Genomic DNA, 23873 nt, shown 5'->3' with positions numbered 1-23873 from the left:
ATACTCGGCATACGACCTCGGTTTTGGGATGGGTTTGGTTTCGTCACCACCCAGTATACCAACCCGAGGTCGTTGTGTGAACCCATGGTGTGCGTCCCTGTCCGCCCTTAAACACTGCGGCGGGCGAGGGGGAGTACTCCTGAAGCGATTCCCCACGCCTCGCGTGCGGGAACGAGGGTGAGGAAATAATGGCGGTTGTTAACCTCATAAACCATTACAGCTATGTTCTTGTTCTATGCTCTATGTTCTATGCTCTTTATTGGGCACTAGGCATTTGCACCGGCACTTTGAGCGTAATCGTGCCAGCTTTTTCAAAAGTCAAGCTCAAATCAATCGTATCGCCAACTTTGAGATCTTGCTTAACTTCCAACAACATTACATGGAAGCCGCCTGGTTTCAAAAGTGCTTCGCCATTAGCTGGCACTTCGATTTTTTCGACCTGTTCCATCCGCATCACATCGCCATCGGCCACGACGGTATGCAACTCAACTTTGCCTGCAACATCGGTTGAGGCCGAAATTAAGTTATCAGCAGTGCCACTATTGCGAATTGTCATATAGGCGGCGCTATTGCTACCCATCATGGCACTGCCACCACTCATACCACCACCCATCGTTGGGCTAACTGGCGTGGTTGCCATGGTTGGGGTTTGCATAATCGTGGCAGCAGCAAAAGCTGGACGGGCAAATGAGCCTTCAATTGTTAATGAACCAAGCGTGTTTGCTGCACCATTGCTCGTGCTAGGAGCGGTCGTTGAGGTGGTTTCCGAACCACAAGCAGCCAAGATCAAGACCAATAAACCAAGCATTAAACGTTTCATTGAAAGATGCTCCTAGAATTATTCAACATCGATGTATTGCAACATCGTCTCAAGATCAGTTGCTAAAAGTGTTGGATCAACATCGTGGTTGGCCATGGCAAACCAGCGCCCTTGTTGATCGATAATATACAAGCCAGCGGTATGGTCGATGGTGTATTGCAAGGCCGAATCAGGCAATTCGCGGCGCTCGGCATGCACGCCATAGGCCTTTTTGACCGCCTCAACCACCTCAGTTTCGCCGTTCAAACCCAAAATCGTCGAATCGAACAGCGAAACATAGCGATCAATCGTTGCGGGATTATCGCGCTCTGGATCGACCGTTACAAAGGCAATTTGAATCTTATCGGCATCATCTGCAAGTTTTTTGCGAGCCTGCGACGAAAGCCCCAAAGCCAATGGGCAAACATCGGGGCACGCAGTAAAGCCAAAAAAGAGAATTACAATTTTGCCACGTTGCTCAGCCAGATGAAAATCGGCACCATGCTGATCAATCAAGGTAAAATCTGGCGCTGCTGTTGGGTTGTCAATTGGCCGAATAATCTGATAGCTGGCTGTGCCACAACTGCTTAAACTCAAGACAAGCCCTAGCAGCACACAGCCAAACAGCCAATGAGCGTATTTCATAGCACCCATCCTTATGCAATTTAATCGTAATTGGGATACAAAGAGTTAGCCGAATGCGCTAATTCGTGGCGGGGGCGTGATAATTTGGGGATGATAGGTTGACCAAAGCGCATGCTGCTGGGCAAAACCTCGCCATCCATGCGAAGCAAGCACCCAACCAGCCAGCAGCAACAGCACCATTGGGTAAAAGGCTGCCAAGCCAGCGGGTAAGGGGGGGATTGGCTGCGGCGCAGAATCACTATGTTCAGCATGCAATTCACACACCAACATCGTGGCACTATGCTGCGCTGCGCCAGCCGAATGGCTTGGCATACTCCACCACCAGCAATGGGCAATACAGGCCATTGGGCAAAACAAAGCCAGTTGAATCAGAATAATCCAACTGACTGCTTGAATATGCCGAGGCCAATGCCGCGTTGGCTGATGCTTGAATGCGCTCATGATGGCGCTACTATACCATAGCCTGCATGGCTTCAAATCAGGCATTAAACCGATTATTGCTAGGTTGGGCGTGGACGCTTAAACGTTACCAATAAGCGCGAACTCTGGCCATTACCACTATTTATGTCAACAATACTCACCATTTCCCAGCCATCGTTGCCAGCTTTGTTGAACATGCGGCTGATAATGCTTGGATCAACATTTGGCCCCCAGAAGCCCCCAATATCCACAAGTTCAACATGATATTCCCACTGTTGCATAACGCTTTTCCTCAAAACAAATTAATTGCCTTGATGATACGTAGCCTGCTAAATTGAGGTTCCAGCCTGATCAAGCAGACGTTTGGCGTGACCGATCACGTGCTGGACGGAAATTGCGGTCATGCACTCGCTGGGTTTGGTTTGGCGTGGGCAATGGGTCAACACACCACATGGCGAGCAGGCTAATTCGGCATCGATCACAACGTGGCGGGTTGGGTCGCCCCAAGGCCCAAAACGCCGCTTATCGCCTGGCCCAAACAGATGAATGGTTGGGGTTGATTGACTCACGGCCAAATGCAAAGGGCCGTTATCCACGCCCAACACCAAAGCGCAACGCCCAAACAAGGCCGCCAATTGGCCCAAATTGGCCTGACCAACTGCATTCAAATGGGGAATTTGCAACTGTTGGCTGATTGCTGCCACATCAACAGCATCGGCTGGCCCACCAGTTAATACAATTTGGGCTTGATTTGCCAATTGTTCAGCGACCTGTGCCCAACGCTCAGCCGGCCATAATTTAGCTGCGCCGCCACTGCCAGCCTGAATTGCCACCAATGGTTTTTGAATCTGATGCTGCGCCAGCCAAGCCTCAGCCCAAGCATGCTCAGCGGCACTTGGCATAAACCGCAACGTTTGGGTTTGTGGTTGATCTGAACCGAGCGCTGCCACCAAATCCAAGGCTTGCTTGGTAACATGCTCATTGCTATTCCACGCTAGAGCTTTGGTTAAGGTTGGCGCAACCAAGGGATGGGCAAAACCAATTCGGCGGCCACAGCCAGCCCCAAGCGCCAACAAGCCGCCCCACCAATGATCATCACGGGCAATCAAGGCTGTATCAAAATTCATGCTTCGTAAACGGGCAGCTTCGCGCCAAAGCAAGCGATAAGGAGCCAAGGTCGAGGGTTGCGCACCGCGCACAAAACCAGGAAACTCACAGGTTTCAATCGCATCAAGATCAGGATTGTCGGCCAAGAGGCGGGTAGCCCATGAACCAACCAAAACGCTGATCTGGGCGTGCGGTTGGCTATAGCGCAAGGCCCGTAGCGCTGGGGTCAACAGTAAAACATCGCCCAAATGATCGGGCTTAATCACCAAAATTCGTTGAGGTTGGGCTGGTGCTGGGCGGGTAAAACCAGCCAACGCCAGCGCCAAACCTCGAACCATTGTCGAACGTAGTAAAGCTTTCATAGAAATCAAAAGGCAAAATCAAAAGGCAAAAATCCTTGGTTATTATAATCGAGTTACACCAACTATTCTGCCTTTTGACTTCTGATTTTTGACCTTAAAACAGGAGGCTCGCCGATTCGCGGGCGACTTGGCGGAGGCGCTCGACGACTTCCTTACGCCCAGCTTTTTCCATTTGCTCGGCCAATTCGTTGACTTCCTTGACGAAATCGCCATTGACCAAAGCCATGTTTTTGCGCAGCAACTTGGTAGCATCACCAGCAGTTTCAGCGCTCAATAATTGATTGATCAAGCGTTCTTGAGGAGTCATGGCCTCTTGCAACACTTCGGCAGCAGTTTGGCGCAACAACATCAATTGCTCGGCAATAATTTGCTGATTGGTACGCATCGCTGCATTCAAGTTGGCATCGATCACCACGAAAAAGGCTTCGCTTAACTCTTTATGGCGCTCAACTAACAACGCCCGCGGATCTTCGGCTTGCAAGGCATCACGCAACAGGCCATTGGCTTTTTCAAAAATGGCTTGGGCTTCAGCATCCATACGCTCCAGCGTGGTGTAGATATGATCGCGTCGCGCTTGAGCCTCAGCTTGGTCTGCTTCGGGCAAGGCAGCAATTTGGGCATCCCAAGCATCAAAGGTTTCATCATCGATCAACGGGCGATAATTGCTAATCACATCTTCGAGGCTGGCATCATCGGCATCGCGCAAAGCGGCAACCACATCTTCGACGGCTGGCTCTTGTAACCCAGCGGCTACCGGATCAAAGCCACTCAACTGCATCACCCGTTGGCTCAACTCGCCGATCATTTCGGCACTATCTTCGCGACCTTGTTGTAAGGCAGCTTCGATATAGGAATTGAGGGTGAGGAAAAATTCGCCATCCAGTGCCGCCTTGTTAGCAGCCACCACTTGGGCCAATTTACCTTGATCTGAATCGAGCAAATTCTCGGCTCGATCAGCCTCGAGTGCTTCGGCCAATTGGCTTAGCAACTCGACCCGTTGGCGTTGCGCTTGCATCACCTCTTTAGTAATGCCTTCGCTCTCCAACAAGGTTTCGAGCATGGTTTGCATGGTGATGAAACGGCGGGGAGTCAGCAAATAGCCACGTGGCGCATCGGGTGGCAACAATTGCATAGCCACTTTCGAAGCCTCGCCAACGAAGCGTTCTTGCTCCTCGGTTGGCAAATTCAATTCTTGCGGAAAGAGCGTCCAAAAAAACTTCTTTTCAGGATCATGGTAGATCAAGGGTGAGGCCAGCATGCCGCCAGCGCCACAGCTAGGGCAAACTGCGACATTTAATTGACCTGAAAGCATCGCACCTTTTAATTCAGGCTGCACCCCAACATCGACGTATGTCCAAAGTGCCACCACAAACGGCGTTTGGCAATTTTGACAGCGAATTTGAACCCGCTGTGGCGGCACGACAGGCCGCTGCGGGCCACCTTGGGTGGTTTCTTCCAGCCCTTGTGGTGGATTGGTCATTGAGCAATTCCTTTCAACGAACACGATTAAAAGCCACTATGCATTATACGCGAGGTTGTAGCAGAATACTATTAGTGGGCTATTGGATTCACATGATTGATTGCCAAAAAAATCATCAAACTTCTAGTAGTAGAAGCCAATTTTGCCATTTAGGCCATCCTTAGGTACCATAGCTTGTATCACACCGATGGGAAACAACAATCCCCTCTCGACTATGAAACATTACCCTTGCTCAGCGCGTACCGAGTATAGTGGTGCGAGGTAGAACCGCGTGACAGAGATCAATAGTGAAGAATTGACGCTGGTGCGGGCGACAATTCGTGGCGACCAAATTGCATTTCAACGGATTGTCGAGCTGTATCAAGGGCCAATTTTCAACTTGGCCTACCGGATGTTGCACGATGGCCACGAGGCCGAAGATGCCGCTCAAGAAATTTTCATCCGGGCCTATACCAAGCTTGAAACGTTCGATCAAAGCCGCAAGTTTTCTACATGGCTCTTTTCAGTCGCATCGAATTACTGCATTGACCGCTTACGCCGACGGCGACCGATAGTGCCACTTGATGATTTGGCATTTGCCCTACCAAGTACCGATGATGGTCCTGAACGTTCAGCATTGCGTAGTGAGTTGCGCGATGCCGTCCAACGTGCCTTAGCTACTTTGCCCGATCACTATCGGCTGGTAGCAGTGCTGCGCTACTGGAATGATCTCTCCTATCAGGAGATCGAAAATATTACGGGGCTATCAGAAAGTGCGGTTAAAACTCGGCTGCATCGTGCTCGCAACATGGTGGCTGCCGCGTTGGATAAACAAGGAGCAGAGCTATGACATGCCGTTCAATTCGCGAGCTACGTGCTCAGCAACCAGATGACCCTGACGATCAACAAACCATTTCTCGCCATGTACAGGAGTGCCCAATGTGCCTCGATGAACTTGGGCAATTGCCCGCCGCCTTAGCCGCTCCCAAATCGGCTATTCCACCGCCGAATTTTGCCGCCAGCCTAATGGCAAAATTACCTGCGACTCCTGCGCTTGCCGCAACTCAAGCCCGTAGCCGTGCCTTACGTCAACGTGTGCTGTGGGGTGTGGTTCTGGGCTTCGTCACATTAATCGTCTTGTGGGGCGGTTATGGGGTCTTGTTTGATAGCTCGTTGCCTGCCACAACCTTTGGCGGGGTCGATTCGACCGCTGGCCGCGGGGTTTTGGCCTTGACTCTGGCGGGTAAGCCCATGGCGGCAACGCTTGGCTTGGTTGGCATTCCCTTGCTGCTTGGTGTTCTTGTGCTTGCAGGTGCAGCACTGATGATCTGGCGACGTTTGTTGACCCCTTCACCGGCGCTGCTTGTGGAGGTAGAACGATGAACCGCAATCCACGAGCCTTGTTATTTGGCTGGGTTATTCTAGCCTTAATTATTATTGCCTCACCTTCTTTAGTCTTTGCTCAAGCTCTGCGAACCGATGGCGAGGCCTTGGTGGTTCGGGCCGGCTCAACCGAAAGTGGCGACGTTGCGACCATCAGCCAGCCTATCGTGATCGATGGGGTAGTTGAAGGCGATGTCACTTCAGTCACCGGCTCCATTATTGTGCGTGGCTCAGTCGAAGGCGATGTGGTCAGTTTGTTTGGCAATGTGACCTTCGAGGCCGATTCCGTTGCTCAAGGCAATGTGATGGCAGCCACAGGCGAAGTTCAGTTGCAACAAGGTGCTGATGTAGCCCAAGCTGGGGCTATTTTCAATGGTAATGTCAGCGATAGCGGGGCAACTGCGCTCTTGCCAGTTGAAGGCAATCAAACCCTAACTACCGCAACCCGCGTGATTCTAGCCGTAGTCTTGGCGATTTTGGCCACGATTATTGCCACCTTGCTCAGCTTGATCTGGCCACGCTCGGTTGCTAGCGGTGCTCAAATTATTCGCCTAGCCAGCCAACGTGCTTTGGGCTTGGGCTTGATGTGGTCAGTACTCTCGGTGGCGGTTGTTGGGATTGTCGCGCTGCTCTTGATCTTCTCGCTGATTGGCTTGGCAGTTTTGCCGGTGCTCTTACTGATTGCCCAAGTGCCCTACTTGATTGGCTTGGCCGCAATTGCCATGGTGATTGGTCAACGACTCAATTTGCAAGGGCCAGCCGCTGTTTTGGTAGGCAGCTTGGTCGTAGTCTTGCCATCCGTTGGTTTGGCAGCAATCAGCTTACCAGCAGCCTTTATCTGGTTTTATCTTAGCGCTGGGGTTGGTATCGGCGGGATGTTCCTGCTTCGCGCCACTGTGGTTCAACGCCATAGCCTCCAGTTCTAAAGCTCTCACAGATTCGCATTCGAGGGAGTTGGCAACCACCAACTTCCTCTTTTTGATTTAAACGGAGTTGCTATGGTGATTGTGGTTATGGGCGTGAGTGGAGTGGGCAAAACCACGGTTGGCCAATTATTGGCAACGGCTCAAGCTTGGCAATTTATCGATGCTGACGATTTACATCCTGAGGCCAATCGCCAAAAAATGGCGAACGGCCAGCCATTAACCGATGCTGATCGCTGGCCGTGGCTAGCCTTAGTGCGCGAACAGATTAGCGCCGTCTTGGCCCAAAATTGTAGTTTAGTCTTGGCATGCTCGGCCTTACGGGCTGAATATCGCGATTATTTAGCAGTCGATCAACAGGTGCATTTTGTGCATTTGGTCGGCGATCCTGCATTAATTCAAGCGCGTTTGCAACAGCGCAGCAATCATTTTATGCCGAGCAGCCTGTTAGCAAGCCAATTAGCCACCTTGGAAATGCCCAGTAATGCCCTAACCTTGACGGTCGATGCTGAACCTAAAACGCTGGTTGAGAGTATTCAAAGATGGATGCTCGATTTAACAACTCCTACCAGCTAGAGGTGGTTATGGATTTTCCAGTGATTTCTGATGCGCAAATTCAGGCGATGGCTGGCGAACGCAGTTTTGAACGCGGCTTAGAATACTTTGAGAGTGGCATGGTTGAATCAGTGCTGCAACGCGGCAATATGATTCAGGCCGTGGTGTGTGGCAGCGAAGATTATCTCTATGATGTTGCAGTGCACACCAAAAATGCTGAACAGATTTCAACCCAATGCACCTGCCCCTATGATTATGGCCCGATCTGCAAACATAGCGTTGCGGTGCTGCTGTTTCTGCTGTATTGCCCCGAACAAGTTGTGCAGCGCCCGCCAATTCGGGCGACCCTCGATGAACTAGATGATAGCCAAATTCGCAGCTTGTTGCTTGATGTAGCCGAGCAACACCCCGAAATTACGACCTTGGTCGAACAACACATCGAGCGGTTGGGGTTTTAGGCAGGGAATCGGTTGTTATGGGAATAGAAAGCAGCATTTAACGCAGAGGCGCAGAGCGATGTTGGTTGGCTATAGGCTAAAGGCTTTTGGCTATCGGAACACATTTAATTTTTCAGGGGCATGTATTCCATAGCCAAAAGCCTCATCATCCTTCGTGCTCTTCGTGCTCTTCGTGGATCGGAACTTACTGATCCCTAATTGCTACTCGAAATTGCGGGTTCCACCAAAGACCCGATTAATTGGCATGGTAAAGATCAAGCCAGTATTGGGATTGTTGAGCGAGCCAGTAATTTGCTCGGTCACTGCGACCAATTGCTCAACTTGGCTACTTTGCACCACAGTCAACAGTGTAAAGTGATGCATCTCATCATCTTCAAGCAATTCACGTAGCGAAGGGAATAAGGGCGCATCATCACGATACAGCGCATTGCCAATTCGCCCAAGGCCAGTGCTACGCAAGACCGTCACGCCGCGCACGCCATGTTCTTCCCACACACGCAGCACTTCATTTAACAGATCAACATCATTCAAAATAAACATTAACGATTCGACTTGTGGTTGATTCATTATTTACTCCTTTGTAAAGCCAATTAATGACCTGCTTCTTCGCCAGCATGGGCAGGTTTGAGTACGGGTTTTTCAGATTTGGGCTTTTCTTGATCTTTGGGTGTTTGTTCGTTGCCAAACGACCAGCGTAATAATAAGGGAGTAACCAAGGTGGTTACAAGTACCATCAGCACGGTCATGGCAAACACATCTTCGCCAATAATGCCTTGGCGAATACCCACGCTGGCCACAATCAAGCCAACTTCGCCCCGCGAAATCATGCCCAAACCAACTTGCAACGATTCTTTATTGTTCATGCCGCCAATTTTTGCCCCAATTCCACAACCTACAATCTTGGTAACCACAGCAATCACACACAGCACAGCGGCGAAGGCCACCAAATCACTTGGCAACGAGAAAATATTGGCATGCAAGCCGATGCTGGCAAAGAAAATTGGCACAAAGAAGGCATAGGTCAAGGTTTGCACGCCATCTTCAATCCGGTTGTGATAGGGCGTGCGGCCCAAAAATACGCCCATCAAAAATGCCCCCGTAATTGCCGCCACTCCACCCAAGGCTTCGGCGCTCCACGAGGCAAATAGCACCAACACCAGTGCCGTACTCACCAGCGGTTGGCTAATTGGCAATTTAGCAGCTTTACGAATAATCCATGGCAAAGCGCGTAGCCCAAAAATGCTCATCACCACGAAATACAGCAGCATCACACCGACAATGCTCAGCACAGTCATAACCCCGCCGCCGCTGCTCGCCGTCAAGGCCACAAAGGTCGAAAGCAAGACAATTACCAACACATCATCGACAATCGCCGCACCTAACAACGATAGCCCAACCCGCGAGCGCAGTTTGCCCAATTCGAGCAAGGTTTGGGCCGAAATCGAAACGCTGGTAGCAGTCAGCAAAATGCCAATAAACAGGCTTTTGGTGAATGAATAGTTATTAGGCCAGAACCACGCGAGAGCAAAACCACCAAGCAATGGGATGATGACCCCCAACACTCCAGCAATTGTCGAGACCTTGCCCGCCGCCAGCAGATCGGGCAATTTGACCTCAAGCCCAGCCACAAACATCAAGAAAATCACCCCAATTTCGGCGATTTCAAAAACCGTATCTTGTAAGTGGGTGCTCGTGAAAAAGCTTAGGTTGAGAAAATCCAAAACACTGGGGCCAAGCAAAATCCCCACTAAAAGCTCGCCTAAAACGGCAGGTTGTTTGAGCTTGGTGCTCACAAGCCCACCAATTTTGGCAGCGGCGATCAAAACGGCCAAAGCCAACACCAACTGCAACAGCGGCGACATTCCATCGCCTCCAGCAGCGGCGGCAGGCGAAGGGGCGACGTTGGATTGAACCAAGACCAGCGACATACGCTCCTCCTAATTTGGTCGTGCTTGCGGCTATACCCTGCTATATCCGTCAAATCAACCAAAACTAAACTAAAAAAGCCGCATTACTGCGACTGACTCCACCATGGTTGCCTCGACCACGAGACAGTATTTACTTGGGCATGGGCCTCTATGCAAGAACTGTACCCGAAAAAATCGGCTTGGTCAAACACACGACCCAACTCACAGTATGATATGATCTAGCCGATTTGATTAACTAGCTCAATTCTAGAAGGATGTTGCCCTATGAGCGATGCACCTGAAATGCTGCCCGATGAGCAGCCAGATGCTGCGCCGGTTTTCGATAAAGCAGCTGCCCGCGCTCGCTACCGTGCGATGATGCGCAGTTGGCCGATGCGTTTGATGTTTGCCATGACTGGCGTGGTGATTGTGGCAACTTGGGTTTTTGCCTTTGCCGCCGCCTATGGCCCCGATGTCAAAGAATTGCCAAACCATGATTTGTCGGTGGCGGTCGCCGATTGCAAAACCTGCCATAACGCGGGATTGCCGACCGCACCCAGTTTTAACCATAGTTTTGCGCCAACCTGTGGCTTTTGCCATGTCCAAAGCATGCCCGCAACTCTGCCCTTGACCAGCACATCGAGGTTGCGCTAATGCTCTATGCTGATACGATCGCTGCGTTGGCTACCCCACCTGGCGTTGGTGGGGTTGGAATTATTCGGGTCAGCGGCCCTCAAAGCTTAGCTATCGCCCAAGCCTTGATCAAACCGCGCCGCAAAGGCGTTTGGCGCTCCTACCAAATGCGCTATGGCCATGTGCTCGATGAGCATGGACAAATTGTCGATGAGGTGTTGGCGGTCTTTTTTAAGGGGCCACGCTCATTCACCGGCGAAGATATTTTGGAGATTCACTGCCACGGCGGCCCGCTGCCCTTGCGCCGAACCCTGACCTTGGCTCTAGCTCATGGCGCTCGCTTAGCCAACCCAGGCGAATTTAGCTTACGCGCTTTTGCCAATGGCCGCATCGATTTAGTCCAAGCTGAGGCAACTCTCGATGTGATCGAAGCCCAAACCAACTTGGGGCTTAGCTTGGCGCTCGATCAGCTGGGCGGCGGGCTTTCGCGTGATCTGCGCACATTGCGCGAGCAGCTGATGTATCCCTTGGCCTATGTCACAGCCCTCACCGATTTTCCCGAAGATGATGTGCCCAGCGAGGAATTACAACAGCCCTTGCAGCAAGCCCAAAGCCTGCTCAGCCAACTGCTAGCTGGGGCCGATCAAGGTGTGGTTGTGCGCGAAGGGGCACGCGCTGCCTTGGTTGGTCGGCCCAACGCTGGCAAATCGAGCTTGATGAATGCCCTGTTGCGCACCGAACGAGCCATCGTCACCGCCATTCCCGGCACAACCCGCGATACCTTGGAAGAAACCGCCAATCTGGGCGGAATTCCAGTGGTGCTGATTGATACTGCGGGGATTACTGAAACCGATGATGTAGTCGAACGAATTGGAGTCGAACGCTCACGCGCCGCTCTCAGCAAAGCCGATTTAGTGTTGCTGTTGATCGATGGTTCGCAGCCGTTAAGCCCAGAAGATTTGGCAATTGCCCAATTAACTCATGAACGACCCACAATCGTGATTGCTACCAAAGCCGATTTAGGCCAACACGCTGATTTAACCGCGCTGACTCAAACTCACCCCAAGCTCCGTGGCAGCATCGCAATCTCATCGCAGGCTGGCACAGGCTTGGATTATTTAGGTACAATGGTAGCCGAACAGTTGCTTGGTGGTTTGCCGCTCAGTGATGCCCGCTTAGTCACCAATCCACGCCACCGCGAGGCTTTGCGCCGTGCCAATGCCGCCTTAGAACAAGCCATCCAAGGTTTGCGCGAAGGCCGCCCAGTTGATTTGATTGCGATCGATTTGCATGAGGCGATCGCTAGTTTAGGCGAAATTACTGGCGAAACTGTCGAACATGATTTATTGAATATGATCTTTAGTCGCTTTTGTATTGGCAAATAATCACGCCCACAAGGAGCCACCCGTGCCCGATTCAAAGCAGCTACCCGTCGAACGTGCCAAATTGTATGCACGAATTATGCTCGGCATTACCGCCTTGTTTTTGCCAATTTCAATTTTTGATTGGGCCAATGTTCAATCACAAATTAATTTCTATGTGGCGATTGTCCATGGATTATTAATTGTTGGCTATATGTTCCTACTCAAGCCAAACAATTTATATCCATTAACGTTCGTATTGCATTTTGCTAGTTCGATTACTGTAGCCGTGGTCAATCATAATATTGGTGGTTTTGTATCGTATAATTTTGCGATTATTTGTATTGAGTTAATGGGCACAGGTTTCATTTTGGGGCGGGCACGCTGGATTATTGCTGCAACAGCAATGAGTATTATCATTCATTTGATTGCAATTATCAATGAAATTACGCTTTTTTGGAGCTTTAGCGATCCCAATTCGCTGATCATGATGAGTGTCAGTGATAATTATAAATATCTTGCCATCGTTTCACAAACAATTTTATTACTTGGTACCGGCGCAATTATCACTATTTTGACCCACGTCATTAATCAACGTGAATATGAATTAGAACAATCGCGCCAAGCAATGCAGCAACGCTCCGACGAACTAGCCGCCTTGGCGATTCGGCTGGAAACCTCGAATCAACAATTAGTTTCAACCGAAACAACACTGCGCCAAACGGTTGATGCCTTGACTGTGGCGGCCTTGCCCGTCGGCGATGATGTGGTGGTGCTGCCGTTAATCGGAGGCTTCGATACCCAACGCGCCAAAGCGGTGGAAGATTCCTTGCTAAGCTATATTCACGAACAACGGGCAAATACCTTAATTCTCGATTTAACCAGCGTTCTGGTAGCATCCGATAGCTTGCTGACCATGCTTGAACGAATTATCCAAGGGGCAAAATTATTAGGCACGCGGGTGATTTTGGCTGGATTACAACCCGAAGTAGCTCCAATGATGGTACAGTTAAAGCTCAACCGCCAAACCGTGCTGTCAGCACCGACCTTGGCGGCAGCCTTAGAACTTCGCTAAATAAGGGGGATATGTGGAAACAACGCGGGCTCATGTGATTGTCACTGGAACGGTTCAGGGAGTCAATTTTCGCGCGACCTGCCGCGATCAAGCGCGTTTGGCCAAAATTGGTGGCTGGGTTAAGAATTTGCCCGATGGCAGCGTCGAAGCGATTTTCGAGGGCAGCCAAGCTGGCGTGCAGCGCATGATCAGCTGGTGTTATAGCGGCCCGATTCATGCCAAAGTGCAACATGTTGAGGTCACTTGGCAAGAGCCAACCCACCGTGAGCCAACCTTTGATATTGCGTGGTAATTAATTATGAGCATTAAATCAATTGGTATCCTGATTTTCAACGATGCCGAGGAACTGGATTTTATCGGGCCACTCGAAGTCTTTGGCATGGCGAGCAATTGGGTTGATCTGACGATTAACACCGTTGCCGAGCAAACCCAAACAGTCAAAGCTCGTTATGGCCTGAAAATTCAGCCCGATTATAGTTTTGCCGATGCCCCAGCATTTGATGTGGTTTTAGTGCCAGGTGGGATTGGCGCACGCACTCATGCTCGCCACAACAGCCTGATTCTCGATTATTTGCGCCAGCAACAGCAGCGTGGCTGGGTTGTTTCGGTGTGCACAGGAGCGTTGGTACTCTCAGCGGCGGGCTTGCTCGATGGCAAACAGGCCACCACCCACTACACCGCACTGGATCTGTTGGCCGAAAATAGCCAGATTACGGTCGAACGCCAACAACGCTATACCATCACGCCACCAATCGCCACCTCGGCAGGGGTTTCGGCAGGCATCGATTTGGCGCTAGCCTTATTGGAAACATGGTTTAGCCCCGAACTACGCGCCCAAGTCGCCGAACGGATCGAATGGCGCTAACATCGCTCCAGCTTGGCTAGTTGAGAAACTTTATGTCAAATACTCATCAGCGGCGCATTCAATGGCTGTATTGGATTTTGGCCTTGCCTGCGCTAGCTTTTTTTGTGCTCTTTTTTGGTGTGCCACTCTGGGCAATTATGCAACGCGCGTTTGCCGAAAAAGGCCTTGGCGCGGCCATTCAAATGGTATTCAGTAATCGCAGCCTGTTACAAGTTGTGGCTTGGAGTGCTTGGCAAGCAACGCTTTCAACAATGTTGACCTTGCTTTTGGGCGTGCCAACCGCCTATATTTTGGCTCATTATCGATTTCCGGGGCGAGCATTGCTGCGCTCACTGATTGCCGTGCCGTTTGTGCTGCCAACCGTTGTGGTTGCTTTGGCCTTTCGAGCACTATTGGGCGAGCGTGGCTTAATCAATCGCTGGCTCGTGGCTTGGTTGGAGTTGGCGCAGCCGCCGTTGGAGCTTGAGCAAAGCCTTGGCATGATTTTAATCGCCCATGTTTTTTTCAATTTGACGGTGGTGGTGCGTTTGCTAACAGCCTATTGGAGCAATCACGATCCACGTTTAGAGGCTTCGGCTCAGGTTTTAGGTGCGCCACGCTGGCGAGTTTGGCTCGAAGTGACCTTACCATTGGCAATGCCCGCCTTGTTGGCAGCAGCATTATTGGTGTTTACCTTCACGTTTTCAGCCTTCGGCACAGTGCTGTTATTGGGTAGCAGCCAGCAACGCACAATCGAAGTCGAAATTTATGATCAAGCGATTCATCAATTTAACTTGCCGATCGCAGCAACCCTCTCGCTCTTGCAAATTCTCACCAGTTTGGGCTTGACCTTGGCTTATACGCGGCTGGTTCGGCGTAGCAGCGTGCCTCAAGAAGCCCAAGCATTGTCCTTACGTCGCGCTCGCACGTGGCCAAGTCGCGTGGCAATTGGCGGGGTTATGCTACTTGCTAGCAGTTTAATCGTGCTGCCGCTGGCAAGTTTGGTGCTAGGAGCCTTGCGGATCGAAGGTCAGTGGAGCCTTGAGTATTTTCGCATGCTGGGGATCAATCAGCGTGGCAGTTACGCCTATGTGCCGCCAACCCAAGCCATGCTCAACTCATTGCGCTATGCGGGCATTACCACGATCTTGGCTTTAGTTTTTGGTTTGCCCTGCGCCTATCTATTGGCCCAACCCCAAGGCCGATTAACCCGCCTGCTCGATGGCGTGTTGATGCTGCCCTTAGGCACCTCGGCGGTAACAGTCGGCTTGGGCTATATTATCGCCTTTCGCTCATATGAATTTTGGGGCTGGGAAACGCCTGATTTGCGGCGTTGGTCGGGCTTGTTGCCGCTAGCTCACACCCTATTAGCCTTGCCGTTTGTGATTCGCACCATGGTGCCAGCCTTGCGCCGTTTGAACCCACAATTGCGCGAAGCTGCGCGGATGTTGGGTGCAAAACCATGGCAGGCTTGGCGTGAAGTTGATTTAGGCTTGCTGTTGCCAAGCATCATGGCCGCAGGCTTATTTGCCTTCACTGTATCGTTGGGCGATTTTGGAGCAGCACTGGTGGTAAGCGTAACCAGCCCAGCCACCGCCACCATGCCAGTCGTGATCTTTCGCTTTTTAGGCCAACCAGGAGCCAGCAACTATGGCCAAGCCTTAGCGATGAGCAGCCTTTTGATGGGTGTGACCTTCATAAGTTTTCTGCTTTTAGAGCGATTTCGCGACCAAACCAGCGAATGGTGATCGCTAGACAGCATAGAGTATAATAGCAATGGAATCAGTTGGCTTGGCTAAGGAAGTTTGCATGAAACGCGGGTCGGTACGCCGTACAATGATCACAATTGCAGCGATCATTTTGAGCTTAATGACCGGATTAAATATCATCGGGGTTGTTGAGCGTAGCATGCTCAATAATGATATTGAATATGTGATCGATTTAGAAGATGCCGAACGTTTAGCTCGCGAAATTAGCCTCTACACTCAATATCAAGCCCATGCGCTCGATGCCTATGCCTTAGGTGAAATCGAGGAGCGTGAACACTATACCCGTTATCGCCAAGCCTTCGATGACAAACGCCTAGAGCTTGAACAATTCTTCAAGAACATGCAGCCGAACCCAGAAACCAAAACAGCCTTTGAGAATGTACAAAAACTTAGCGCCGACTATGAAGATGCCGGAGTTGCCTACCTCGCCCAAATCGACCTACGCATCCAAGAATCAGCGCCAACCCGCTCAACCGCAGAACTGGCTGCTTGGAAAATCCTCGACGAACAGGCCGATCAACTCGACGAGGCCACCCAAGTGCTCTCTGATATCATTGATGATCAATCTGAAGCACTTGAAGCAACAATTACCAAGCAAAATGGCCGCATGATTGTGGCACTGACTGGGCGCAGTTTGGCGATACTAGTATTGCTAAGTCTGTTCGTCTACTATCTGCTGGGGAGGGTCGGCAATCAATTCAAGTTGGTACGCGACGGAGCGCAACGCTTTGCCGATGGCGATTTTACCACTGATATTCCAATTCGCCGCTATGATGAAGTAGGCCGCCTCGCTGCGATGTTCAATACCATGGCCCAAACGATTCGTGGCCAAATCGAGCGACTTGAGCAAGCCAAAGATCATGCCCAACGCTTGCAATTTGTGGCCGAAGAAGCCAATCGCGCCAAAAGTAATTTCTTGGCCAATATGAGCCACGAATTGCGCACCCCACTCAATGCGATCATCGGCTATAGCGAAATTCTCCAAGAAGAATGTGAAGACCTCGGCCAAACCGCAATGATCGAAGATCTCGATCGGATTCGCCTCTCAGGGCGGCATCTGCTGACCTTGATCAACGATATTTTGGATTTGGCCAAGATTGAATCGGGCAAGGTTGAAATTTTGCCTGAGGAAATTTCGCTGCCCCAACTGCTGCACGATGTGCGCTCAACCGTCGATCCGATGATCATCAAAAATGAAAATCGCTTGGTGATCGAATCAGCAGCTGGCTTGCTGACGATGATTAGCGACGAGACCCGTTTACGCCAGATTTTGGTCAATTTGCTGAGCAACGCAGCGAAATTCACCGAACATGGCCGCATTACCTTGCGCGTCCAACCAAGCGAAGAAGAGGGCTGGATTGATTTCAGCGTGCATGATAATGGCATTGGCATGAGCAACGCCCAATTATCACGCTTGTTTCAGCCATTTACCCAAGCCGATGCCTCGACCACCCGCAAATATGGCGGCACTGGGCTGGGTTTGGCCTTAAGTCGGCGCTTGGCTCAATTGCTCGGCGGCGATATTCGGGTACAAAGTGAATTAGGCGTTGGCTCAACCTTCAGCGTGCACCTACCGCAATCAGTCATCGATATGGCTCCAGTTTCGTTACTTGATGAAGCGCCAGTTATTATCAGCGATGCCAACAACAACCAACCCAAAGTGCTGATTATCGACGATGATCGCAATGTCCATCATCTGCTTTCGCGCACGCTCAAGCGCGAGGGCTGGAGCGTCCTTAGCGCATTTGATGGCGAAAATGGCTTAGCAATGGTGCGCAATCATCATCCAACGGCAATTTTGCTCGATGTGTTGTTGCCAGGCCATGTCAATGGTTGGGAGATTTTGGCCGAAATCAAGGCCGACCCCAAAATTGCCACAATTCCGGTAATTATGCATACGATTGTGGCCGAGCCAAACCAAGGGGTTTCGTTTGGGGTGTACGATTATTTGATTAAGCCCGTTGATCGCGGCCAATTGCTGCGCACGCTACGGAGTTGTATCGACCCGCAAAATGCCAAAACCCAATTGGTTTTGGTGGTCGATGACGATCATGATAGTCGGGCGATGCTGCGACGCATGCTCGAAGGCGCTGGCTGGAAAGTCTATGAGGCTGCCAACGGGCGCGAAGCCTTGGGCGCATTGCATAGCCGCCCATTTGGCGCGATGATTCTCGATCTAATGATGCCCGAAATGGATGGCTTCGAAACGATCGCTGCCTTACAAGAGCTTGAGCAATTCCGCGATTTGCCGATTATTGTGGTTTCGGCCAAAGAACTCACTGAAGAAGAGCGGCAACAGCTTGAAGAGACCGTTGAACGGGTGGTCAGTAAGGGGAATGTGCGGCGTGAAGAGATTTTGGCGTTGGTGCGCGAGCAAGTTCGGCGGCGCGTTGAGCAACCGCCTACAACCACGTAAATTGCTTAAGCTGGGCTTACGCTTGGCATTGCTGGCAATTTTAGGTCTGTTGCTGGTCAATGGTTGGGTGCGCTGGGCAACCGCCGATTATCGTTTTGCTGATGTGGCCAGCATTCCAAGCCAACCAGTTGCAATCGTGTTTGGGGCTGGTATTCGCTACAATCAACCAAGCGCCGCCCTGCGTGAGCGGCTAGATGGCGCAATTCAGCTCTATCAAGCAGGCCGCGTCCAGCATTTGCTCATGAGCGGCGATAATAGCCAAACCAACTACGATGAAGTAAGCGTGATGCGTGATTATGCGATCGCCCACGGCATACCAGCCAGCGCCATCACCCGTGATTATGCTGGCTTCAGCACCTACGAAACTTGTTACCGCGCCAAAGCCATTTTCGGCGTAAATCAAGCAATTCTCGTCACTCAAGATTACCATCTCCCTCGAGCAATTTATACGTGTCGTGAATTGGGCGTGGCCGCGATTGGCCTGAGCATCCCCGATTGGAATTTCAAGCCCGAGCAAAGCACAACCTATTATCCGCCAGCAACCCAAATTCGCTACACCACCCGCGAATGGCTGGCCCGTTGCAAAGCCCTGTTTGAGGTTCACATCAGCCAGCCGCAACCAACCTTTTTAGGGCCAGCTGTCGGCTTAGGCGAAATCGCCAGCACCCAAAAGTGATTATTAGGATGCCCTCACCCCAACCCCTCTCCCACTGCGGCGAGCGAGGGGCATTCCCTCTTTGATGATTGAGCTAGTTCCCCTCGCCTCGCTAGGCAGCAGATGAGGGGTATTAATCAATGTCAATCCATCTAGGTACTATAGCTTTTATCTGCCCTATACACCTAACCTTAAGTAGCATCAAAATCTTCTATACGCTTGCTATTATATTACCAAGTTATTGACATTCAATTACAGTTTTTGATATATTCAAGATAATTAATTGAGAGCTGCCATTCGTAGCTATTGAGCCACTTCAATCGTGATCTTTTCCAGCTAGTGAAGGAGTTATATGCCAGCACCAATTGTCTTGATTGATTATGAACAAATAGACCAACAGAGTCAGCGCTTCCAACGCCAAGCCGAAATTGTCAGCCAACTCCATCAACAACTCAATCAAACCTATCAACAATTACAAGTCGATTGGCATGGAACGGCAGCCAAAGCCTTTTTCGATGAAATGCAAACGACGATTTTTCCAAGCTTAAGCCGATTAAAAGAGGGATTAATCACTGCTCAACAGGTCACATTAAACGTTAATTCGATTTTGCGTGAGGCTGAAACTGAGGCCGCTAGCCTGTTCAAGGGAGCTTTTGACGGAATTAGTCTGCCAGTAATTGGCACATATCGAAATCCTTCGGCGAATATCCCTACCCTGACAAACCTTGAATATCGTAGACTGGAGCACCCAGTCTTTGCCCAAGGAGCTGGGGATAGCAATGCAATTGCGATGGATGATGTCAAACAAGGTTTATTAGGTGATTGTTATTTAATGGCAGGCTTAGCAGCGATTGCCAAAACCAATCCAGATGTGATTCGCAAGGCTATTCGTGATAATGGCGATGGAACCTATACAGTGACCTTCCATCCTGAAGCCGAGAGTGGGATCAAAAAAATTTTTGGTATGCGTTCTACGGTTGAAGTCACTGTAACCAATGAATTTCCTCATACGAAAGGAGCTATTGATCCGGCATTTGCAAAATTAAGCAATGACTCAGAAATGTGGCCAATGTTAATTGAAAAGGCTTATGCTAAATATAAGGGAGGCTATGCGAATATTGAACTTGGTAATGCTGGTGAGTTTATTGAGCTGCTTACTGGTAATGATTCAGTCCATACAAATGTTGCCGATGTTGATTTTGCCACATTGAAACGTCAGGTAGACCAAGGCGATGCTGTTACGACTGGGACACCTGATAAATTAAATAATCCCCCTCAATTTGTTTCTGAAGATCATGCGTATGTGGTACAGCACGTTGACCTGAATAATAAAACTGTGACATTATATAATCCTTGGGGCACAGAGCATCCCACAATTTCTTTTGATGAATTTAAAGCGAATTATGAGCAAGTAGCGGTTAATGAAAAGGATTAAAGCCTATGCGAAAGGTGTTGAAAACCATTGTCATCAGCAGTCTATTAATCATGTTAGGAGCATGTGGTATGAATAGTAATCCAACCCCAATTACCAACCCAACCCTCCCTGAATATAATCAAACCAAACCTGATAGTTTTATTTTGAAGCGTAGTGTACCACCAAGTGAGTTTCAGGCAGGGGTTTGGTTGCATCTAAGCAGTTATCGGCGCGGCGAAACATCAGCAGTTATCGAAGTCCGCCCGCAACAATTTGAGGTTGTCGGTGAAAAACAAACGGTTTCGCTCAACCAACCACTGATGATCAACGGTCAGAAATATACTATTTTGGCGATGATGTTTCCTGAAGACCGTGGTGCTTGGCTCGAAATTGATTCGCAGCCCCAACCCTGAAACGCGCTCAGTAGATAGAGGGTCGTAATCCGTGAACCCACAAAATTGTGCCTTATCCCTAACCCCTCGCACACTACGGCGGGCGAGGGGCATTCCAAGCCTTAGGCAATCCTACTCAACCGTCGTTGGTTCAGTTTGAGCAATAAACGGCAATTCAACCACGGTAGCCTGCTGCTCACCAATAGTCAATTCGCTACCAAGCTCGTGGCCAGTGCGCACATAGCCCAAACCAATGTACTGATTCAAGGCTGGCGACCATACCACGCTGGTCAAAGTACCAGCATCTTGGCCATTTTTAGTTAGCGTTGCGGGCACTTCAACTGCGCCGCTTAGGCCTAAACCTTGTAGCTTTTTGGCCAAACGACCACGGCTATCCATGCGGGCAATAATTTCTTGGCCGATATAACAACCTTTGTTGAAACTGACTGCATCCCACAAATTAGCTTCAAGCGGAATAAATTCCTCGTTGAGTTCATTCAGCGCCGGATAGCCAGCTTCAACTCGCAATGTGTGGTAGGTTGGGCGATCAAGCAAGGCGGCATTCGCATCATCGAAGGCTTCACACAAGGCATCGGCTGCCGCAAGATCGGCAAAAATCGCCCAGCCAGCGCCACGCATCGGGCGAATTCGCGCTAAACGCACCGGGCAGCCGTCGATTTCAGCGCTGAGGTGTTGCCATAAACCGACGTGCTCCAAGCTTTGGCTGGTCAAGCGTTCGAGCATTGCGGTGGCTTGGCTACCATACACCCGCATCTGATGGACGCTCTCGGTCACATCGCGTACTTTAAATTGGTCGCCATAAAACTTATTGCGGCCAAAATAGGTTGTTAATTGTGCCCCGCGATTGGCACTGGTAATCACCCAAATCGTATCATCATCAATTGCAAACACCGTAATTAAATCGATAATTCGCCCAATATTGGTGGTTAGCACGGTGATTTGGCCAGTGCCAAGCGCTAAATTGAGCACTGCATTGGTCGAGAGCCGATTGATCAAGACCAAACGATCGCGCCCAGTAATTTCGATACAACCAGCCGACGAGCGATCAAGATAGACTGCATGCTCGCTGGCGGCCCGATAGGCTTGTTCATTCATAATTAACAACCTCCTCTAGTTGCTGGCTGGTGGCTCGTTGGCTTGCTGCAACACATCAGCAAAGACTTCATAGGGTTGTGCGCCGACCACCAAGTAGCGCTTGGCAAATACACTCGCGGGCACGCCACTCAAACGGAGTTGCTGGGCTAAAGCAATATCTTCCTCAACCGCAGCATCATACAGTGGATCAGCGAGAATGGCAGCGAGATTGCTAGCATCAAGCCCCACTACTTCGGCACAGGCAGCTAAAACCGCAGGCTGGCTAATATCTTGGGCCTGCAACCAGTAGGCCGAAAGCACGGCTTGGGCAAACGCATCGCCTTGGCCTTGTTGCTCAGCCCATTTGGCCGCTCGATGCGCCCAACGGCTATCAATACCAAACGGCCCTTGATTAATATCCACGCCATATTGGGTTTTGGCCATTGCCACCATCGCTGGCGTTTTCTCAGCGATAAACTGGCGATATTGCGCATCGGGTGGCGGCGAACCAAATGGCCGCAACTCAAAGGCATGCCAAGTTAATTGAATATCGTGAGTTTCAGCCAAGCGTTTGAGATTGGTTGAAACAAGAAAACAAAAGGGGCAAACAAAATCCGACCAGACATCGACACTAACCGACATGATCAAAATCCTTTCCGCGCAAGAACAACCGCCAAGCCCAAACAAGCTTGATTAACTGGCGGCCTTTTCAGTCTACCATGAGCCGCCGATTGTGGTAGACTAACCAAACACATGAGCTATTAAAGGTATCTTGGGCATGAAAATTCTTCACCTCGCAGATATTCACATTGGCATGGAAAATTATGGCCGAATCGATAGCACAACTGGCCTCAACACCCGCTTGATCGATTATCTTGATCGGTTTGCCGAGGCTTTGCAGATTGGCATCGAGCATGATGTCGATTTGGTGCTGATTGCTGGCGATATTTACAAAAACCGCACGCCCAACCCAACCCATCAACGTGAATTTGCTCGTCGCCTGCGCAGTGTGCTCGATCGGGGCATTCCCGTATTTATGTTGGTTGGCAATCACGATGTTTCAGCCGCCGCAGGCAAAGCTCATTCGGTCGAAATTTTCGATACCCTCGCCATCGATGGGGTAACAATTGCCGATCGGCTTGGGATTCATACGATCGAAACTCGCGCCGGTAGCATTCAAATTGTGGCCGTGCCATGGATCAGCCGCCACGCCATTTTGACCAAAGATGATATTCGTGAGTTGCCATTTGCTGAACTCGAAGCTGAATTATTGCGGCGGGTAGGGGCTTGGCTCGAACAAGTGCCCGAGCGGTTGCGCGGCGATTTACCAGCGATCTTGACCTTTCATGGCACTGTTTCCAATGCCACCTATGGCGCTGAACGCTCGGTCATGTTGGGCAATGATCTGATTCTGCCGCCATCACTTTTGGCCCAGCCAGGCATTCAATATGTCGCCTTGGGCCATATTCACCGCTATCAAGTGCTCAGCGAAAATCCCCCAATGATCTACCCTGGCTCGATTGAGCGCATCGATTTTAGCGAGGAATCTGAGCAAAAACAAGTGGTAATTGTTGAAATTGAAAATAATTGGGAAGATGCCAGCTATCAGCCAATTGCGGTGCATCCGCGCCCATTCGTCACGATCAAAGTTGATGTAACTGGCAGCAGCGACCCCATGGAGCGGGTGGCCCAAGCGATTAGCAAGCGCGATTTAAATGGCGCGGTGGTGCGTTTGTTAATTAGCGCTACTGCTGAGCAACGCCCACAGCTTGATGAGACTGAACTGCGACGCTTGCTCGAGGCTGCCGAAACCCATGTGATCGCCAGCATTGCGATTGAGGCCCAACGCAGCGAACGCACTCGCTATGCTGCGGTTGCCAGCGAATTGAATGAAGGATTAACTCCACGCCGCGCCCTCGAAATCTACCTTGAAAGCAGCAATATCAGCGCCACTCGCCGCGAACAGATGCTCAAAGCCGCCGATGACTTGATCAAAGCCGAACAAGCACGTGAGCAAGCATGAAAGGCAAAAGTCAGAAGGCAAAAATCAAAAAGAGTAAGTGAGCGAGGGGCATTCCAACGTTCATGATTGATACGGTGGTTCCCCCTCGCCTCGCGTGCAGGAGAGGGGGTTAGCTTCCAAGGGTAGGTTGCTGCGACGAACCACGGATAGGCTGGTTCATCGATGGATGGATGCCAGC

At 50.5% G+C, this 23873-nt stretch carries 26 protein-coding genes; 16 read left to right on the top strand and 10 right to left on the bottom strand.

Annotation, left to right across the window (positions count from 1 at the left end; all coding sequences use genetic code 11):
- Positions 1 to 256: 256 nt before the first annotated feature.
- From DEF47_RS02300 to DEF47_RS02275, 6 genes are all read right to left on the bottom strand, one after another.
- Complete coding sequence (locus DEF47_RS02300; RefSeq protein ID WP_012190960.1) at positions 257 to 820, bottom strand: copper chaperone PCu(A)C; 564 nt, start codon at positions 818 to 820, stop codon at positions 257 to 259.
- Positions 821 to 838: 18 nt separating this feature from the next.
- Positions 839 to 1444: an SCO family protein gene (locus DEF47_RS02295; RefSeq protein ID WP_012190961.1), complete on the bottom strand. Its 606-nt coding sequence runs from the start codon at positions 1442 to 1444 to the stop codon at positions 839 to 841.
- 45 nt (positions 1445 to 1489) lie between these two features.
- A complete protein-coding gene (locus DEF47_RS02290; RefSeq protein WP_012190962.1) occupies positions 1490 to 1885 on the bottom strand; it encodes a hypothetical protein in 396 nt (131 codons plus the stop codon).
- 59 nt (positions 1886 to 1944) lie between these two features.
- Positions 1945 to 2145, bottom strand: coding sequence for a DUF4177 domain-containing protein (locus DEF47_RS02285; protein ID WP_041304652.1), 201 nt, complete (start codon positions 2143 to 2145; stop codon positions 1945 to 1947).
- Positions 2146 to 2193: 48 nt separating this feature from the next.
- Entirely contained in the window at positions 2194 to 3333 is a 1140-nt protein-coding gene (locus DEF47_RS02280; RefSeq protein ID WP_012190963.1) for a glycosyltransferase family 9 protein, read from the bottom strand.
- A 94-nt stretch (positions 3334 to 3427) separates the two neighbouring features.
- A complete protein-coding gene (locus tag DEF47_RS02275; protein ID WP_012190964.1) occupies positions 3428 to 4813 on the bottom strand; it encodes a CpXC domain-containing protein in 1386 nt (461 codons plus the stop codon).
- A 271-nt stretch (positions 4814 to 5084) separates the two neighbouring features.
- Here DEF47_RS02275 and DEF47_RS02270 point away from each other — a divergent pair, with 271 nt between their 5' ends.
- The 5 genes from DEF47_RS02270 (at position 5085) to DEF47_RS02250 (ending at position 8111) form a co-directional block, all read left to right on the top strand.
- Entirely contained in the window at positions 5085 to 5642 is a 558-nt protein-coding gene (locus DEF47_RS02270; RefSeq protein ID WP_012190965.1) for a sigma-70 family RNA polymerase sigma factor, read from the top strand.
- Positions 5639 to 6175 (top strand): hypothetical protein, encoded by a 537-nt coding sequence (locus tag DEF47_RS02265; RefSeq protein WP_012190966.1) that lies wholly within the window; start codon positions 5639 to 5641, stop codon positions 6173 to 6175. Before DEF47_RS02270 ends, DEF47_RS02265 begins: the two co-directional genes overlap by 4 nt.
- Positions 6172 to 7101, top strand: coding sequence for a bactofilin family protein (locus DEF47_RS02260; protein ID WP_012190967.1), 930 nt, complete (start codon positions 6172 to 6174; stop codon positions 7099 to 7101). Before DEF47_RS02265 ends, DEF47_RS02260 begins: the two co-directional genes overlap by 4 nt.
- Before the next feature lie 72 nt (positions 7102 to 7173).
- Positions 7174 to 7674, top strand: a complete 501-nt coding sequence (locus tag DEF47_RS02255) for a gluconokinase (protein ID WP_012190968.1) — start codon at positions 7174 to 7176, stop codon at positions 7672 to 7674.
- Between the two features lie 8 nt (positions 7675 to 7682).
- Entirely contained in the window at positions 7683 to 8111 is a 429-nt protein-coding gene (locus DEF47_RS02250; RefSeq protein ID WP_012190969.1) for an SWIM zinc finger family protein, read from the top strand.
- Positions 8112 to 8312: 201 nt separating this feature from the next.
- On the opposite strand, the gene DEF47_RS02245 is transcribed toward DEF47_RS02250, so the two are convergent.
- Both DEF47_RS02245 and DEF47_RS02240 read right to left on the bottom strand, forming a co-directional pair.
- Positions 8313 to 8678, bottom strand: coding sequence for a P-II family nitrogen regulator (locus DEF47_RS02245; RefSeq protein WP_012190970.1), 366 nt, complete (start codon positions 8676 to 8678; stop codon positions 8313 to 8315).
- Between the two features lie 23 nt (positions 8679 to 8701).
- Positions 8702 to 10039 (bottom strand): cation:proton antiporter, encoded by a 1338-nt coding sequence (locus tag DEF47_RS02240; protein WP_012190971.1) that lies wholly within the window; start codon positions 10037 to 10039, stop codon positions 8702 to 8704.
- A 264-nt stretch (positions 10040 to 10303) separates the two neighbouring features.
- Here DEF47_RS02240 and DEF47_RS02235 point away from each other — a divergent pair, with 264 nt between their 5' ends.
- From DEF47_RS02235 to DEF47_RS02190, 10 genes are all read left to right on the top strand, one after another.
- Entirely contained in the window at positions 10304 to 10672 is a 369-nt protein-coding gene (locus tag DEF47_RS02235) for a hypothetical protein (protein ID WP_012190972.1), read from the top strand.
- Positions 10672 to 12036 carry a tRNA uridine-5-carboxymethylaminomethyl(34) synthesis GTPase MnmE gene (mnmE, locus tag DEF47_RS02230; protein WP_012190973.1) on the top strand — a complete coding sequence of 455 codons (1365 nt, stop codon included), beginning with the start codon at positions 10672 to 10674 and terminating at the stop codon, positions 12034 to 12036. The genes DEF47_RS02235 and mnmE overlap by 1 nt, the downstream gene beginning before the upstream one ends.
- 22 nt (positions 12037 to 12058) lie before the next feature.
- Positions 12059 to 13087 carry an STAS domain-containing protein gene (locus tag DEF47_RS02225; protein ID WP_012190974.1) on the top strand — a complete coding sequence of 343 codons (1029 nt, stop codon included), beginning with the start codon at positions 12059 to 12061 and terminating at the stop codon, positions 13085 to 13087.
- A gap of 13 nt (positions 13088 to 13100) precedes the next feature.
- Entirely contained in the window at positions 13101 to 13379 is a 279-nt protein-coding gene (locus DEF47_RS02220; protein ID WP_012190975.1) for an acylphosphatase, read from the top strand.
- A gap of 6 nt (positions 13380 to 13385) precedes the next feature.
- Positions 13386 to 13952, top strand: coding sequence for a DJ-1/PfpI family protein (locus DEF47_RS02215; protein WP_012190976.1), 567 nt, complete (start codon positions 13386 to 13388; stop codon positions 13950 to 13952).
- Positions 13953 to 13984: 32 nt separating this feature from the next.
- The gene (locus tag DEF47_RS02210) at positions 13985 to 15679 is read left to right on the top strand and encodes an ABC transporter permease (RefSeq protein ID WP_012190977.1); all 1695 of its coding nucleotides are present in this window, start codon (positions 13985 to 13987) and stop codon (positions 15677 to 15679) included.
- Between the two features lie 61 nt (positions 15680 to 15740).
- Positions 15741 to 18116: a response regulator gene (locus DEF47_RS02205; RefSeq protein WP_012190978.1), complete on the top strand. Its 2376-nt coding sequence runs from the start codon at positions 15741 to 15743 to the stop codon at positions 18114 to 18116.
- Positions 18046 to 18792 carry a SanA/YdcF family protein gene (locus tag DEF47_RS02200; RefSeq protein WP_287044945.1) on the top strand — a complete coding sequence of 249 codons (747 nt, stop codon included), beginning with the start codon at positions 18046 to 18048 and terminating at the stop codon, positions 18790 to 18792. Before DEF47_RS02205 ends, DEF47_RS02200 begins: the two co-directional genes overlap by 71 nt.
- Before the next feature lie 331 nt (positions 18793 to 19123).
- Positions 19124 to 20206 carry a WXG100 family type VII secretion target gene (locus DEF47_RS02195; protein ID WP_012190980.1) on the top strand — a complete coding sequence of 361 codons (1083 nt, stop codon included), beginning with the start codon at positions 19124 to 19126 and terminating at the stop codon, positions 20204 to 20206.
- Positions 20207 to 20274: 68 nt separating this feature from the next.
- Positions 20275 to 20598, top strand: coding sequence for a hypothetical protein (locus DEF47_RS02190; RefSeq protein WP_041304654.1), 324 nt, complete (start codon positions 20275 to 20277; stop codon positions 20596 to 20598).
- 111 nt (positions 20599 to 20709) lie between these two features.
- Here DEF47_RS02190 and ygfZ read toward each other — a convergent pair whose 3' ends face one another.
- Positions 20710 to 21693 carry a CAF17-like 4Fe-4S cluster assembly/insertion protein YgfZ gene (gene ygfZ / locus DEF47_RS02185; RefSeq protein WP_012190982.1) on the bottom strand — a complete coding sequence of 328 codons (984 nt, stop codon included), beginning with the start codon at positions 21691 to 21693 and terminating at the stop codon, positions 20710 to 20712.
- Between the two features lie 15 nt (positions 21694 to 21708).
- Entirely contained in the window at positions 21709 to 22314 is a 606-nt protein-coding gene (locus DEF47_RS02180; protein ID WP_012190983.1) for a DsbA family oxidoreductase, read from the bottom strand.
- A 136-nt stretch (positions 22315 to 22450) separates the two neighbouring features.
- On the opposite strand from DEF47_RS02180, the gene DEF47_RS02175 reads away from it, so the two are divergent.
- The gene (locus tag DEF47_RS02175; protein WP_012190984.1) at positions 22451 to 23695 is read left to right on the top strand and encodes a metallophosphoesterase family protein; all 1245 of its coding nucleotides are present in this window, start codon (positions 22451 to 22453) and stop codon (positions 23693 to 23695) included.
- Positions 23696 to 23873 lie beyond the last annotated feature (178 nt).

Source organism: Herpetosiphon sp., assembly GCF_003512625.1.
Lineage (GTDB): Bacteria > Chloroflexota > Chloroflexia > Chloroflexales > Herpetosiphonaceae > Herpetosiphon > Herpetosiphon aurantiacus.
Note: the sequence above shows the minus strand (reverse complement) of the source record. Positions and strands in the feature narration are given on the sequence as shown.